The sequence below is a fragment of the Bacteroidota bacterium genome (genome assembly GCA_030706745.1).
In the GTDB taxonomy this organism is placed as follows: Bacteria; Bacteroidota; Ignavibacteria; order Palsa-1295; family Palsa-1295; genus PALSA-1295.
Map to the genome: position 1 here is coordinate 64,774 of JAUZNX010000008.1, position 13,938 is coordinate 78,711.

Annotated in this window: 11 protein-coding genes; 7 read left to right on the forward strand and 4 right to left on the reverse strand. The window is 54.4% G+C overall.

Going from position 1 to position 13,938, the window contains the following annotated elements:
* Nucleotides 1-30 precede the first annotated feature (30 nt).
* Entirely contained in the window at nucleotides 31-690 is a 660-nt protein-coding gene (locus Q8902_10410; GenBank protein ID MDP4199966.1) for a hypothetical protein, read from the reverse strand.
* 819 nt (nucleotides 691-1,509) lie between these two features.
* Here Q8902_10410 and arr point away from each other — a divergent pair.
* From arr to Q8902_10425, 3 genes are all read left to right on the forward strand, one after another.
* Complete coding sequence (gene arr, locus Q8902_10415) at nucleotides 1,510-1,935, forward strand: NAD(+)--rifampin ADP-ribosyltransferase (protein ID MDP4199967.1); 426 nt, start codon at nucleotides 1,510-1,512, stop codon at nucleotides 1,933-1,935.
* A 266-nt stretch (nucleotides 1,936-2,201) separates the two neighbouring features.
* A complete protein-coding gene (locus tag Q8902_10420; GenBank protein ID MDP4199968.1) occupies nucleotides 2,202-2,969 on the forward strand; it encodes a hypothetical protein in 768 nt (255 codons plus the stop codon).
* A 55-nt stretch (nucleotides 2,970-3,024) separates the two neighbouring features.
* Nucleotides 3,025-3,636, forward strand: a complete 612-nt coding sequence (locus Q8902_10425) for a hypothetical protein (protein MDP4199969.1) — start codon at nucleotides 3,025-3,027, stop codon at nucleotides 3,634-3,636.
* Between the two features lie 173 nt (nucleotides 3,637-3,809).
* Here Q8902_10425 and Q8902_10430 read toward each other — a convergent pair whose 3' ends face one another.
* A complete protein-coding gene (locus tag Q8902_10430) occupies nucleotides 3,810-3,965 on the reverse strand; it encodes a type II toxin-antitoxin system HicB family antitoxin (GenBank protein ID MDP4199970.1) in 156 nt (51 codons plus the stop codon).
* A gap of 126 nt (nucleotides 3,966-4,091) precedes the next feature.
* On the opposite strand from Q8902_10430, the gene lon reads away from it, so the two are divergent.
* Nucleotides 4,092-6,854, forward strand: coding sequence for an endopeptidase La (gene lon, locus Q8902_10435; protein MDP4199971.1), 2,763 nt, complete (start codon nucleotides 4,092-4,094; stop codon nucleotides 6,852-6,854).
* 15 nt (nucleotides 6,855-6,869) lie between these two features.
* Here lon and Q8902_10440 read toward each other — a convergent pair whose 3' ends face one another.
* Both Q8902_10440 and Q8902_10445 read right to left on the reverse strand, forming a co-directional pair.
* Nucleotides 6,870-8,735, reverse strand: coding sequence for a hypothetical protein (locus tag Q8902_10440; GenBank protein ID MDP4199972.1), 1,866 nt, complete (start codon nucleotides 8,733-8,735; stop codon nucleotides 6,870-6,872).
* A 43-nt stretch (nucleotides 8,736-8,778) separates the two neighbouring features.
* Complete coding sequence (locus tag Q8902_10445) at nucleotides 8,779-10,344, reverse strand: hypothetical protein (GenBank protein MDP4199973.1); 1,566 nt, start codon at nucleotides 10,342-10,344, stop codon at nucleotides 8,779-8,781.
* A 193-nt stretch (nucleotides 10,345-10,537) separates the two neighbouring features.
* On the opposite strand from Q8902_10445, the gene Q8902_10450 reads away from it, so the two are divergent.
* The 3 genes from Q8902_10450 (at nucleotide 10,538) to Q8902_10460 (ending at nucleotide 13,898) form a co-directional block, all read left to right on the forward strand.
* A complete protein-coding gene (locus tag Q8902_10450) occupies nucleotides 10,538-11,074 on the forward strand; it encodes an OmpH family outer membrane protein (GenBank protein ID MDP4199974.1) in 537 nt (178 codons plus the stop codon).
* Nucleotides 11,075-11,257: 183 nt separating this feature from the next.
* Nucleotides 11,258-12,049: an OmpH family outer membrane protein gene (locus Q8902_10455; GenBank protein MDP4199975.1), complete on the forward strand. Its 792-nt coding sequence runs from the start codon at nucleotides 11,258-11,260 to the stop codon at nucleotides 12,047-12,049.
* Nucleotides 12,050-12,074: 25 nt separating this feature from the next.
* A complete protein-coding gene (locus tag Q8902_10460; GenBank protein ID MDP4199976.1) occupies nucleotides 12,075-13,898 on the forward strand; it encodes a hypothetical protein in 1,824 nt (607 codons plus the stop codon).
* Nucleotides 13,899-13,938: the final 40 nt, after the last annotated feature.

The following is a 13,938-nucleotide window of genomic DNA, read 5'->3' on the forward strand; positions in this document are numbered from 1 at the left end:
AAAGTGCCCGGAATTCGTTTCATCAGAAAACTATCGCTCATACACCCGGTAACTGGTGACGCCATGCCGGTGCAGCCGCTTCACTCGAGCGGAGGCATTCCCGCTGGCCCGAAGGTCCGCGAGCCTCTCTTGCGCCTCCAATCCACTACTGGTGGTAAATGGCGAAGCTTGCACCTGATCGCTTCGCGCACCGCGCTTCGAAGCGATGCTGCTCGGCTGTGCTCCGCTCAGTGGTTCCTCACGCGGCGTGGCAAGCGCCTCAGGAGGCACTTGGCCGGGCGCTACCTGAGTTGGTGGCACCGGAGGTGTCGAGGCCTGCTCGGCCTCGCGACTCAGCAAATTCTGAACGGTATCAATTGACTTCGAACGCTCGGCTGACCCGCGCTGACGCTGTTCGAAACAACCTTTGCGAAACGTCAGGGTAATCCCGAGGCCGATTAGGAGCACTACCAAAATCGCCGCCATAAATCTGCCATTTGATTTTGGCTTTATTAGCACAGGGGCAATTACTGGAGCGGATGGCGAAATTTCCTGAACACCTTCGGTCGCAGCAGCAGAGCTTGGCGTCGTAGCAACATACTCCCGATGTGTATCTCCCAGAATGCCTTCGACGGCTTCACGCGTCATTCCGAACCGCTCCGCAAGATTGCGACTGGTCTCCTTGTTCGGCATGTTCGGGGCGTCTGACATAGCGAGTCCTAAACGGGGTGGTGGAAGTACTTAGTTCGCTGTGTCAATATGAATACCGTTCGCATTCTTTAGATATTGAATCCACTTCGGCGCACTGCCCATTTCGCGCTACTTTCGCTATTTGCCTCCTAAAATAGGTGCCCAAAGTTAAAGTAATACTTTAATTCTCTCTTTTGAATTGTCATTTAATGAATGCCTTCTTCCAGCCAATCAATTGTCAATGAGCGAATTGCCTTGCATCCTCCTTCATCCCTCAGCCTTCATTCTACGTGCTTTTCTCCCAGCTTGGTGCCCCTCATAGCAGGAGTAACATAATACATCCAGAGCCCGAAAGCAAGAGCTTTCAAATATTTCCCGATTTTTTTTTGGCACGATCCGCCCGGTGTATTCGCGAGTTCTACTCGCCGCCCACCGCAGTGTGAGTGGCGCCATGGGTCGGCGAGTGCAACTCGCCGGTACACGACGGTAGGGACGTGCGCAGCACGTCCCTACGATCACCCGATTATCGCCATCGCGAGGAGGCCGAAGGCCGACGAAGCAATCCCCATCACGAAGTCAAACACAAAATCACAAACCGCTTCGCCGGGAATGTCGCCGCCCGACCTGGCGTTCGAATTCGAGTTCTATGCCCTCGACTCCTGAGTTCGAGTTCGCACCTGCGAACCCCGACACTCCCAGCCACGAAGTGACGACGCTCTTGGCGGACGCGAACGGGCAATTAGATAAGATTGCACGCAACAAGAAACAACGATAAGCAGCACGGAACCTCACGCGAGGATGTGTAGTCCGTGAGGCGACACGCAATCAGATCATTGAGGAATGAAACCCAAGACCCAGACTAACGATTTGGACGACGGTCCATTTTATCACGGCACCAAAGCGGATTTGCAGCTCGGTGATTTGCTCACACCAGGGTTCAGGTCGAATTACAAACCTGAAGTGATAATGAACCACATCTATTTTACAGCTCTTTCTGATGGGGCTGGACTTGCCGCCGCCTTAGCCCCAGGTGATGGGCGCGAACGTGTGTATATCGTTGAACCGACAGGGGAGTTCGAGAATGACCCGAATGTTACTGACAAGAAATTTCCAGGCAATCCCACACGCTCATATCGCAGCAAAGCACCGGTGAAAATAGTTGGGGAAGTAACCGAGTGGGCAAGACGAAGTGCAGAAGAACTCCAAAAATGGCGCGAACGGCTGGCGAGCATCGCAGCCGATTCGAGAGCAGAAATCCTTAATTAGGTTTGCACTATCTGGCATAGAGTTTTGCTACGCTCGCCTTCCAATTTGTCATTGCGATCCGTCATTGCGAGGAGGCCGAAGGCTGACGTCGCAATCCCCACCACGAAGTCCAACACCGAAATCCCAAATCGCGAAAACCGCTTCGCCGGGAATGCCACCGACCAACCCGGCGTTCGATTTCGCGTTCGGAGTCCTCGACTCCCAGCATGCTAAGTAACGGACCACTTAGCATCAGGGTAACATCGAGGCACAAACAGACTCGCGTCATGATGCGAACAATCCTGTTTCCCCCTTCGGTCACAATTCCAATTCTGTTACTGGCTGGTTTATCGTCGTGCGTGACAAATTATTTTGTCGACCCCGTTCCGACGCCCGTCTTTACCGCACCGTGGCAGGGGAGTGTTCAGGCAAACCTGTCGTCACATGGTAAGCTTTTTTTCGAAGCAGCCGGCTCTCTGCCATCCAATTTGGTTGTCGTGGCTTCGCGGGAGTCCTGGGGCCACGACCTAATCAACGACCAGGAGATGACGAGCATCGGCTTCGGTCAGTTTCGAGTGCGTGATCATTTGACATTACTCGCATTGGGAGGCTTTGGTGCCGGTTCGCAACGGACTGGACCGAATTACCTTGCACGCCTTTTCAATGTGCCGGCTCGACTAGTGGATGGAAGCAGCGATTTTCACAAGTACTTTCTCGAAGTTGAAGGGGCGACGACTGACTCAATAAATTTGTTTGGGTCAGCCAATCCAGTGTTGACGAGTTCACTTGGTTTCGGAGGACGCATTGAGTATCTCGATCGCTATCGCTTCAATCAAACCTCAAGAGTTGCACCGTCAACAGGATATTCGGACACTTCTGTCACGATTGAGAAAGACCCAAAGCACAGTCTGCATCTCGATCTCGTTTCCTTTGTGAGCGTCGGCATTTCCTTCGTGCAGCTTTACGGCCAGATCCTTCTTTGCTTCCCGCTCTCCGGATACCGTGAGTACTTGGATTTCTTTGTCGCGACGGCTGGAGTACGCCTTGCGTTTTAGCGTGGCCAATGTTGATTTGCGATTTGAGTATTGATCAAGCCTTAAGAAGCGAAATATGCAAACTTCGTGCGGCAAGCACTGTTCGGGAAAGGACGATATGAGTGTCATGGTGCATAACGTTGGTGTGAAATCTCGAAGGTTCATCCTCTGCCTGATGTGGTTGATTCTCGCATCCTCGTATGCCCCCTGCCGCGCTCAGGTGGCTGATACGACCTTGCATCGTAGCAACCTGGCAGATTCAGTCGCCCGCGCTTCCTTCCAAGACTCTGTTTTCGGCGTTAGAAAAAACGATTCAGTCCTCCATGTTGGAGACATCGCGTTGCAGTTCCTTGCTGGTGAGGCGGCGTTTAATATCACTTCCTTTAGCTTGTGGGGCAACGATTATTACAGAATTTCCAGTGATAATAAGTTGGGGTCTCTTGGAATTATGGCGTCGCAGCTTACGGTGCCTCTGGCAATTTACTTCACATCGGAATTGCTCGACTTGAAGGAAGGCTCCTTGCTTGGCAGTATCGGAGGTGCAGTTGGTGGAGCACTTCTTGTTAGTATCCCGATGCTGCTTCTGGTGCGGCCACCGACATATCTTTCCACCTATTTGATAGTTTCCCTTCCGATCATCACGATCGCTCAGTTGGTCTACGACCTCACGATGCGGGGAGTTAAGTAAAGTCTGATATTATGTGATGAGTCGATCTAAAAGATCGACTCCACAGCCGAGAACGGCTGTGCTACTTCGGGGCTGGACAGTATGGAAATTTGCTGTGTACCGGGTCATGACCCATCATGGGCACCTGCTTCCCGGCGGTGGGTGAGAGTTAACCGCTTCGGCAGTCCTAACTTCTAAGCACCTTCGAAAAGCAGGGCATAGACTTCCTGAATGTTTGCTTCGAGTTCGGGGAGGTCTTTAGCCTGAGAAAAGACACTGGGCACTTCGCGGAGTTGCCCAACGAGCCAGCCATCTTCTTCCCAGTATTCGAGTGTAAAGTTGTGTTGCATCGATAAACCAACGCCGCGCGGAACGAGGACTGTTCCAAAGCCATGAGGGCACAGTTGAATACCAGCGCCCCCAATCCCCACAGACTTTTTCCCTCCCATCGCTGTTAGGGGGCCTCAAGAATACGTATGGCAAAGAAAAAGACAGAAAAGAAGGCGAAAGAGACCGTAGAACTCAAGGACGCGCCGCAGCCCGAGGTTGCGATGGCAATGGCCACGGCGGTCGAGGACATGGCCGTCCCGAGCGAGATCAAGCAGCCGGTGCTCGATGTGCCGGACCGCGTGCCCGTGCTCGCGCTCCGGGACGTGGTGATCTATCCCTACATGATTTTTCCGGTGCTGGTGGGTCGGGAGTCATCGCTGGGCGCGGTGAGTGCCGCGATGAGCCGCGAGCGTTACTTGTTTCTGGTCGCGCAACGCGATTCGTTACAGGACGATCCCCGTCCGTCTGCGCTGTATCAATTTGGCACGCTGGCCCGCATTGCGCGGATCATCCGCCTGCCCAACGGCCTGATGAAAGTCCTCGTCGATGGTCTGGAGCAAGCGATGGCCCTCGAGTACGAAACGGCCGAGGGTCACATCGAGGCGAAGCTCACGCTGTTGCGCGCGACGGACGTCCCTGCACCCGAGCTCGAAGCGCTGACGCGCCACACGAGCGAGCTGTTCCGGCAATACGTCAAGCAGTCGCGCACGGTGCCGCAGGAAGTGCTGATGGCGTTCGAGAATATCTCCAGCACGGATAATGATGGTCCGCGCCGCAAGCTGTTCTATATCGCGGCACATCTGACGAAAGATTTGGAGAGTAAGCAGCACATACTCGAAATGACCGATGTGCGCGATCAGTATTTGCACTTAAGCGCACTGCTTGCCACGGAGCTTGACATCCTGAAGATCGAGCACGAGATCGACGAGAAAGTCCAGCAGACGATTCAGAAATCGCAGCGGAAGTATTTCCTGAGCGAGCAAATTCGCGTGCTGCAAAAAGAGCTGGGCGAGGACATCGAAGAGCAGCACCCCGAGCTTTCGAAGCTGACCGAGCAGTTGGACGCGGCGAATCTCCCGAAAGGGGCTCGCGCGCGCGCCGATGAAGAGTTGGAACGGCTTCGCAAGACTCCGCCGATGTCGCCCGAAGCGACCGTGATTCGGACGTATCTCGAATGGCTGGCGCAGGTGCCGTGGAAAAAGCGCACGCGCGACCATCTGAATATCGAGCACGTCCGCGAAGTTCTGGAGCGCGATCATTACGGTCTCGAAAAACCGAAAGAGCGCATCCTCGAACACATTGCGGTGCTAAACTTGGTCGAGAAGATGAAGGGACAGATCCTTTGCCTCGTCGGTCCGCCCGGCGTGGGGAAGACATCGCTCGCCCGCTCGATTGCGAGCGCGCTTGGCCGTGAGTTTATTCGCATCTCACTCGGCGGCGTGCGCGATGAAGCCGAAATTCGCGGCCATCGTCGCACGTATATCGGCTCGATGCCTGGCAAGATCGTGCAGTCGATGAAGAAAGCCGGCGTGACGAACCCGCTTGTGCTACTCGATGAAGTCGATAAGATGTCGATGGATTTCCGTGGCGATCCAAGTTCTGCGTTGCTCGAAGTGCTCGATCCCGAGCAGAACAACACGTTCACCGATCATTACTTGGAAGTCGAGTACGATTTGAGTAATGTCTTCTTCGTAACGACGGCGAACGTGCGGTATAACATCCCACTGCCGCTCGCCGACCGAATGGAGGTCATTGAGCTTCCCGGCTATTTGGAACACGACAAGTTGGAGATCGCGAAGCGGCACGTGATTCCGAATCAGTTGCGTGCGCATGGATTGCCAGAGGGCGCCGTGCAATTCGAAGATGCCGCGCTGCTCCGCATCATTCGTCAATATACCGAAGAGGCTGGCGTTCGCAATCTCGTGCGACAGATCGCCCGCGTATGCCGCAAAGTCGCGCGCTCGATTGTGACCGATGCGTACAAAGTCGCAACACCCGAGACGACACCGGTGACGAACGGCCACGCATCCGATGAAGTGCTCAGCACGGTTAAAGTATCCGAGCACGGCATTCTCAAGGTGGAGGATGATGGTGAGGCCGTTAAGGAGTTGGAGATCGAAGAGGTACCACAAGTGCGGCTAACGGTCCCCGAAGGTTTCAAAGTGGTCGTGACGCCAAAATCGCTCGAAGAATATCTTGGCGTGCCGAAGTATCTCACATCGAAGAACGAGCTCGGGCCAAAAGTAGGCGCCGTCATGGGTCTGGCGTGGACCAGCACCGGTGGCGATGTGCTACCGGTCGAAGCGGTGCTCATCGATGGTACAGAGCGATTGACACTCACCGGACAACTTGGCGACGTGATGAAGGAATCGGCACAGGCCGCGTTGACCTATATCCGCGCGCACCACAAAGAGTTGAAAGTCCCGGCGGATTTCTCGAAGCGCAAAGAGATTCACGTGCATTTGCCGGAAGGAGCGATTCCGAAGGATGGCCCATCTGCTGGTATTACGCTCATGATGGCGATGATCTCTGCCGTAACTGGCAAGCCGGTCCGCGGCGACATCGCAATGACTGGTGAGATCACATTGCGCGGTAATGTGCTGGCCATCGGCGGATTGCAGGAGAAGCTGCTTTCCGCAAAGCGTGCCGGTATCAAAGCCGTTCTGATTCCTGCCGAGAACATGCTCACGCTTTCGGAGATACCGAACCGCGTTAAGGACGGGCTGAATATTATCCCCATCTCGGTGGTAGATGAAGCTGTCCCGTTGGTGTTTGATCTCAAGACGCCGGCGGAGAAGCTCGCTGTTTCGAAGAAGGCTCAGGCGAAGCGAATTCCTTCTTTGCGTAAGAAGGCGTCACTAAGGCATACAGCCATTCCGAAATCGAAGAAACGAAAGCCCGCGCGCTAACGCACGGGCGGTCGTTTAATGAGTGATCGAGAATGCCCGTCGCACGAATCCCTGGCCGGATTCGAGATTGAGGTAGTAGGTCCCATTCGGCAAGCGAGTGGCATCGAACGCGAAATCATGCTCCCCGGCCTCAGAATTGCCGTCGAAGAGAGAGGCGATGGTCTCGCCCAGAATGTTCGTGACGAGCAACCGGGTGTGCGCGCCTTCGGCCAACCGGAATCCGGTTTTGATCGATGCTTGCGCCGGATTCGGATAGGGTTCGATGAGCTCAATTCCGCCGGTGATCGTTGTGGTGCGATCGGGTGTCACACCGCTCATTGTCACTGCTGGCAGCGTTCCTGCCGGAATGAAGCAAGCATAAATTCGGAGATTTCCATCATCGGTTCGGTCATCTGTCCAAACGGGGATGGTATAATATGGCGTTGCGAGCACCTGGGTGTATTCGCCAATGCCAAATCCGACTGACGGTCCTCCATTCTTATCTTGCACGTGTACGAAGTCCATCGGCTTTGCGGCGACCGGAGCATTGATCCAGGTCTGTCCCGCATCGAATGACTGCGCCATGTAATAGCGTGTGATCTGATTATTGGGGTCTTCCCGGCGATCATACCAGGTGACCGTAATCATTCCTCGTCCGTTGACTGCAATGCTCGGATAGAAATGATCGATCGGGTTATCCCAGACGGAATCTCGATTGACCCGAATCGTGTCACTCCAGGTTAGGCCGTTGTCTGTCGAGCGCGACAAATAGATGCAGTTGCCATGGCCCAGATCATCCGTGGTGCCGAGGGCATTCCAGACCATGTAGAGATTTCCGGTCTTCGCAGTATCGATCGAGAGGTGGGGAGAGGGGTAGTTTCCATTCGTGCGAATCCCCAATAGTAACTCTCCGGTGGCATCGGCCGATTGACCTGGAACGTCGGCATCGGCAATCTTCACTTCGGTCTTGAACGTCTTGCCGCCGTCCGAACTATATGCATGGTAGATTCCGAAGGTCTGCAAGTCTGTCGAACCCATGAAGGTGACATGCACGCCTCCTTTCGCATCGACTCCGATACTGGTATACTGTACTTTGATGATGTCTGGTGAGGAAACCCGCACCGGTCGCTCCATCGAGTCAACGCCGGGAAGTTTGCGAGCCAACATCACACCCGGGCTGTCTTGGTTCAGCTTGGTCCACGCCACATAGAGCGTATTATGGTACGGGGAATTTGTGCGATCAACCGTAATCCATTGTTTGTCGTCGGGTCCCGACGAAGTATCGAGCGCGGTGTGATACACATCTACAAACTTCGTCCATGATGTCGTAACGGTCGGAGTTGCAGATCGCTGCCAGGTTTGTCCTCCATTGGTGGAGGATGCCCAGTACATCGCCCAATGGACCGTATCGTTTATCTGTCCGAACTGGTACGTATCGATCCAAGTCATGTAAACTTTGCCATCCGCATCGTATGCCAGAACGGGATCGCCACCGCCGGTAATAACCGGGGCGGGCGAGATACCCGTATTCGGCGTGAACGCACTCTTCAGCCAAGTCTGACCGAAGTTCTTCGTGTAGTAGATCGGCATGCCGAACGTGGTGCCATTGTGGATTGGCGAGATCACGATGTTTGTCGTATCGGCGGGGTTAACGGCTGCGTGGACTTCGGATTCCGGCGTGCTAGTGCTGATTCTGGCCTCGCCGATGGCCTCGGGCCTCATACTGCCAGACTTTTCGGTAGCCTCCGCTTGTGGAAAGGCCGATCGAGACTTTTCCTTTATCGCCTCCTCAATCTCATGCGAACGATATGTGCGAAGCCGCTCGGGAGTAAGACGTGGTTGTTGAGCGGAAACAGTGGTCGCAAAAGCTAATCCACATAGAACTGCAAGTAGAGATTTCATAAGTAGAAAGAAACCCACAAAAAGTATCCGCAAGTGGCGATTCCTAATTCGTAATTCGTACTTCTTCATTCGTAATTCCATCCCGCCGCTTCATAATCTGAATGCGACCCACCATACCGATAGAGTCGAAAAAGAGTTCGTCCCTCCGGCACATATCCGAAACGTCTTCTATGAAAGGCTTCCAGTCAGCAATGTAGAGGATTTTCTCATTCCGGATATACCTCGGCAAACGACCTGCGATGTGAGTTGTCAGTGCCTCGGCATTCACTTTTCCATCCAGATTAATCACATTCGGCGATATGAAACTCGCGAGCCCGGATTGGAGCATCCCGATCTTGTCAGTCGGATGATTGGCCGCCCATTGTCCCATATCATAGAACTCCATTTGCCGGGATTTATCATACACGGCCCAATATCGATTCACACAAAACGCAAGTGAACCCAAGAGGAAGATGGCGGCCAACGTCCCGACAACGTGTCGCCGGATTGAGGTTGCCTCAGCGTACGCATCCAGAATTGCCGGCAGGGAAATCGCAACAAGAACAAGCCAGAGGATGCGCAGTGGCTGAAGGTACCGTGTGATAAAGTGTGGAAAGTGGAAGAAAAAAGTATAATAGATCGCGAGTACGCCGCAAAAGAGAGCGAAAGGAAGAAACTTGTGAACGGAGATTGATTCTTGAAGCCGTTGGCGCACTCTTGTTTTCCACACAACAAGAAGAATCCCAGCACCAATTGCAAGTCCCGCCAGGATGCGTTCGGTCAGCGTCAGGCCGTCAGGCAGGTAGCCAAGTACAAGTGCAATGTTCTCCAGGGTTTGAATCAGCCGCGAAATGCTGTCCTGAATCTGGCTGGGCCAGACTTGCCCGGCCTGACCGCTCGTCGGCATCATACTCCCAAAATAGAGAACGTTATATATCCACCATGGGCTGCTGATGAGGAATGCCATCAATCCAATCACAGCCCCGGACTGATAGCGCCGATGCCAAAAATCGAACGCAACAATGATTGCGGCAAGCAGAGCGGCATCGATTCTGGCAAGTGTCGCCAGACCCAACAACACTCCAAGAATGACCGGATAGTGCGGCCGCTCGATGTACCACCACAGGACACCAAGGAGGCATAGCGAGTAGAGACTCGTCTCGAGCCCGTTCATTGTCTGATGGAAGAGAGAAATAGAGCAACTCCAAAGGAATGCAGCGATGATGGGTGCCGTAAATTGCCGTTGGCTCTTGGCACCAGAAATAGCATGTGCTACGCTTGCTACCACGACGACCGAAGCGGCGGCGATCAGGCCATTGAGCACGACGGTCCATCGAACGGCGAGCCATGGGTCGCCTCCCGAAAGCCAAAAGAACGGTGTATAGAGCAAAACGATCAGCGGCTGGAAGCCATTGGTCAGATGATGCCCGTCGACCGTTAGCCCGAGGCCGGCCGCGAGATTCCGAGCCACGGAAAGGACGTAGAAAGCATCGTCTCCATAGGTCCGCGCAATTCCCACCGGTGGTCGAAAGGCGAGCGGAATTCGGAGAATGAGCGCGAAAAGAGCAAATGCGCCCACCCAAAGGTTTTCGCGGCGAGTCATCGGCGTGAGGAGAACGGACTTATCCAATGTGCTCCTGCTACTGGAACAAAGGCGATATGATTCCCGTAAGGGCGCTGAAATTGGAATCATTTCGGGGTAGTGAGGCTTTGTGCTACCCGATTTTTGCGCAACAGCCGACTGTTCTTTTTGAAAATCTCGCGCCGTTGCGTTTTCTCATTTTTTGAACACACTCATTTAATTTTTCAATTTCGGAGACAACATGACAACATTTGTTCAACGCGTGGCTCTTATTGGTCTCGCCGTTCTTGGAATGAGCCTTAGCACGGGCACGAGCCTGCGAGCTCAGAAGATGGGCGTGGTCGATGTACAGGCCGTCCTGAATAGCATGCCGGAAGTCGTGGCTGCAAACCAAAAGCTCGAGGCCCAGCGCCAGGTTTGGCTCGATACGCTCAAGACGATGCAGACACAGTATCAGGCTAAGCTCGATACCTACTCCAAGGTCGGAGAGACCGGCACGCCAGAATTCAAAAAGAAGGCTCAGGACGACCTGACGACGCTCCAGGAATCCTTCACCAAGTTCCAGACTGCGAAGTTTGGACAAGAGGGAGAACTCGCTCAAATTCAGCAGCAGTTGCTCAAGCCAATCTACGAGAAGCTTCAGACGACGCTCGCCGCCTATGCGAAGAAGGACAAGCTCGAGATCATTTTCCAGAAATCGAGTACCGTCTATACTGCGGATGCCGTCGATATCACCACCAAGTTCCAGGACTACCTGAAGGCACAGGCTGCGAAATAACTTCGCATCCCCAAGTACAAAACGCTTGGGTAAAGGGACTTTTTTCAGGGCGCGGCTGCTTTACTTATAAGCAGCCGCGCCCTCGTTATTTCGGCTCGGATTAGAAACTGGCTTCCCGCTCACGCGTACGCGCGGAGCGCAGAGACAAACGATCACAATGAACATAGACCAACCGAGCCTGCGATGACGAAACTCCGATTCATCCTCCGTCTTTCTTCTCTTCTACTTTTCTGTGCCCTGCTACCCGGTCTTCCGCAACATGCCGAGGCGCAGACCAAAGTTGCCTATCTCGACGCCTCCAAGCTGCTCAAGCGCATGCCCGAGGCGAAAGACGCTGAGACCCGGATTGGGCAGTTGGTCGGCACCTGGACCAGGGAAGCCAATACCATGCAGAGTGAGATTGACCGAAAGCAATCGGACTACGATCGGCGCAAGCTCATCATGACCGATGCCGAGCGCAACGCCACCGAACTCGATCTGACGACCTTGCGCAAGCGGCTCGACGAGTATCGGCACTCCAAGTTCGATGAGAACGGAGGCGAGCTGTTCTCGCAACAGCAGCAACTCATGAAGCCTGCTTATGACAAACTCGCAAATGCGATCAAAGAAATTGCCGCTGAACTGGGATTCGATTATGTGATCGACCGGTCTTCGCGCGATGTCGTGCTGCTCTATACGAATTCAAAGTACGATCTGACGATTCCGGTCGCGCGAAAGTTGGGCATCGAGAACGAGCTGCTCTCAACGCCATTGATCCAGCAAGGTAAGCCCGGCGCTCCAGCGACTCCTCCCGGTACGCAACCTGCTACCCCACCTGGCATGCAGCCCGGGACTACCCCCGGGACTCCGGTGCCTGGACAGAATCCGCTTCCGAATCCACAGGCACCGGGAATGCCGCAGCAACCCACTCAGCCGGGCTTTAATACAGGTGGGTATAACCCGGGCCAAACCCCACCTCCACCGGGAAAGCATTGACGGCATGCTGGACATGAAGAGTGCTGTGTCTGCCGCCCCCACGAGCGAGCCGATAGCAGTCTCTGAGGACTGCACTTCGGCCGAAAGCGTCCTCGAAGAGTACGTGGGTCGGGAGCTCCATGATGACGAGAGACATTCCGATTCTTCGGACCATGTACCGCATGGTCCGCTGCCAATTATATTTGGCGTAACTGGCCACCGGGATCTCCTACCGGAGGACTATACAAAGATTCAGGATGAACTCCGCAAGCAGTTCGTGCAGATCTCGGCACATTATCCCTCTACGTCGTTTATCATGCTCTCGGGCCTCGCTGAAGGCGCCGACCGCGTGGCAGCGCATCTTGCGCTGGAGTTAGGACTGCGCTTGATCGCCGTTCTTCCGATGCCCCGTGAACTATACGAACTCGATTTCAAGGACGAGTCCTTACTCGAATTTCGCGAATTGCTCGATCGAGCAGAGCATGCTTTCGAGCTCCCGATCATGGCGCCGCACACAACGAGCGACATCAGTAAGCGAGGGCCCGCGCGGGACATGCAGTACGCCCAGTTGGGCGCATATCTCGCGACCCATAGCCAGGTACTGATTGCGCTGTGGGATGGGGTGCAACGCAACCTTGTCGGCGGTACTTCGCAGGTCGTACAGTTTCGGCTGCAAGGTGTTCCCGAACCATTGGCCCCGCCCCATAGCGAACTGGACGCCCCGGAGAGCGGGCCCGTATTCCATATTGTGACACCACGCCGTGCGAATCAGGAAACCGTGGGTCGTCCGTTCTCCGTCCAACGATTGTATCCACCCGGATTTGCATCGCTGGCCGAAGCTGAGCAGGCCCAACGCGATATTCATGAGCGCATGGAGATGTTCAACAAGGATGCGATCCGGTACGCGCATGAACTGAAGGAGCATACCCACCAAAGCAAGGACTATCTGTTTCCATCGCATCTTCAGCACATGCTCTCGCCGATGCTCAGGCAAATACTCGATTTTTACGCGATTGCTGACGTGTTGAGTCAGCGGTTCCAGAAACGGACCTTACTTGCCATGCAGGTGATGCTCGGGTTCTTCTTCATGGCGGCCTTCTTTTTCGAATTGTATGCGGGCCCATTGCCGTTGGAGGGCGTGATGGTCATGTACCTCGTCATGTTCTTCCTGATCTTTCTTGTCGTCAAGTGGGCATCGGCGCGTGGCTATCAGGTTAAGTATCTCGATTATCGCGCGCTGGCGGAAGGCCTACGAGTCCAGTTTTTTTGGAAGCTTGCCGGCCTCAAGGATTCCGTCGCGGATTACTACATGCGTAAGCAAAAGAGCGAACTCGACTGGATCCGGAATGCCGTCCGCAGCTCGATGACCGAGACCTCCGCGATTGCAAAGCTGGACGATGCCACGCCGGAAGTCGAACGCGAACGCCTCTCGAGGGTCCTGCAGTATTGGGTCGAGGATCAGGCGCGATATTTTGCAAAGGCCGCACATCGCAATCACGACTGGCATCATAAAGCGGACCGCTGGATCACTACGCTCTTCGGGCTTGGACTCGCCCTTGGCGTCGTGCAAATCCTCATCGGCGAAGCGAACGTCTATCTCCTTCTGGCCGTCGCGATGTTACCAGTCGGTGCAGCGATGCTTCACAGTTATTTGCAGCGCAATGCTGTTTCCGAACATGCCAAACAATACGATCGGATGAGCGTGTTTTATCATCGGGCGAAAACGCACCTGGAGGATTTGTTGGCGGCTGGCGCATTCGAACGTGCGCGTATCTTCATTGCCGAATTGGGCCGCGAGGCGTTGACCGAAAATGGGGATTGGATCCTCACCCACCGCGAGCGCCCGCTCGAGGTGCCAAAAGGGTCGTAGTTTTGCCGGATATTCTATGACGAATGAAAATCAACGACCG

Excerpts from the sequence above, each read along its gene's own strand:
- Q8902_10410 (MDP4199966.1), bottom strand. The coding sequence starts at position 690 with ATGTCAGACGCCCCGAACATGCCGAACAAGGAGACCAGTCGCAATCTT.
- arr (MDP4199967.1), top strand. The coding sequence starts at position 1,510 with ATGAAACCCAAGACCCAGACTAACGATTTGGACGACGGTCCATTTTAT.
- Q8902_10420 (MDP4199968.1), top strand. The coding sequence starts at position 2,202 with ATGATGCGAACAATCCTGTTTCCCCCTTCGGTCACAATTCCAATTCTG.
- Q8902_10425 (MDP4199969.1), top strand. The coding sequence starts at position 3,025 with ATGCAAACTTCGTGCGGCAAGCACTGTTCGGGAAAGGACGATATGAGT.
- Q8902_10430 (MDP4199970.1), bottom strand. The coding sequence starts at position 3,965 with ATGCAACACAACTTTACACTCGAATACTGGGAAGAAGATGGCTGGCTC.
- lon (MDP4199971.1), top strand. The coding sequence starts at position 4,092 with ATGGCAAAGAAAAAGACAGAAAAGAAGGCGAAAGAGACCGTAGAACTC.
- Q8902_10440 (MDP4199972.1), bottom strand. The coding sequence starts at position 8,735 with ATGAAATCTCTACTTGCAGTTCTATGTGGATTAGCTTTTGCGACCACT.
- Q8902_10450 (MDP4199974.1), top strand. The coding sequence starts at position 10,538 with ATGACAACATTTGTTCAACGCGTGGCTCTTATTGGTCTCGCCGTTCTT.
- Q8902_10455 (MDP4199975.1), top strand. The coding sequence starts at position 11,258 with ATGACGAAACTCCGATTCATCCTCCGTCTTTCTTCTCTTCTACTTTTC.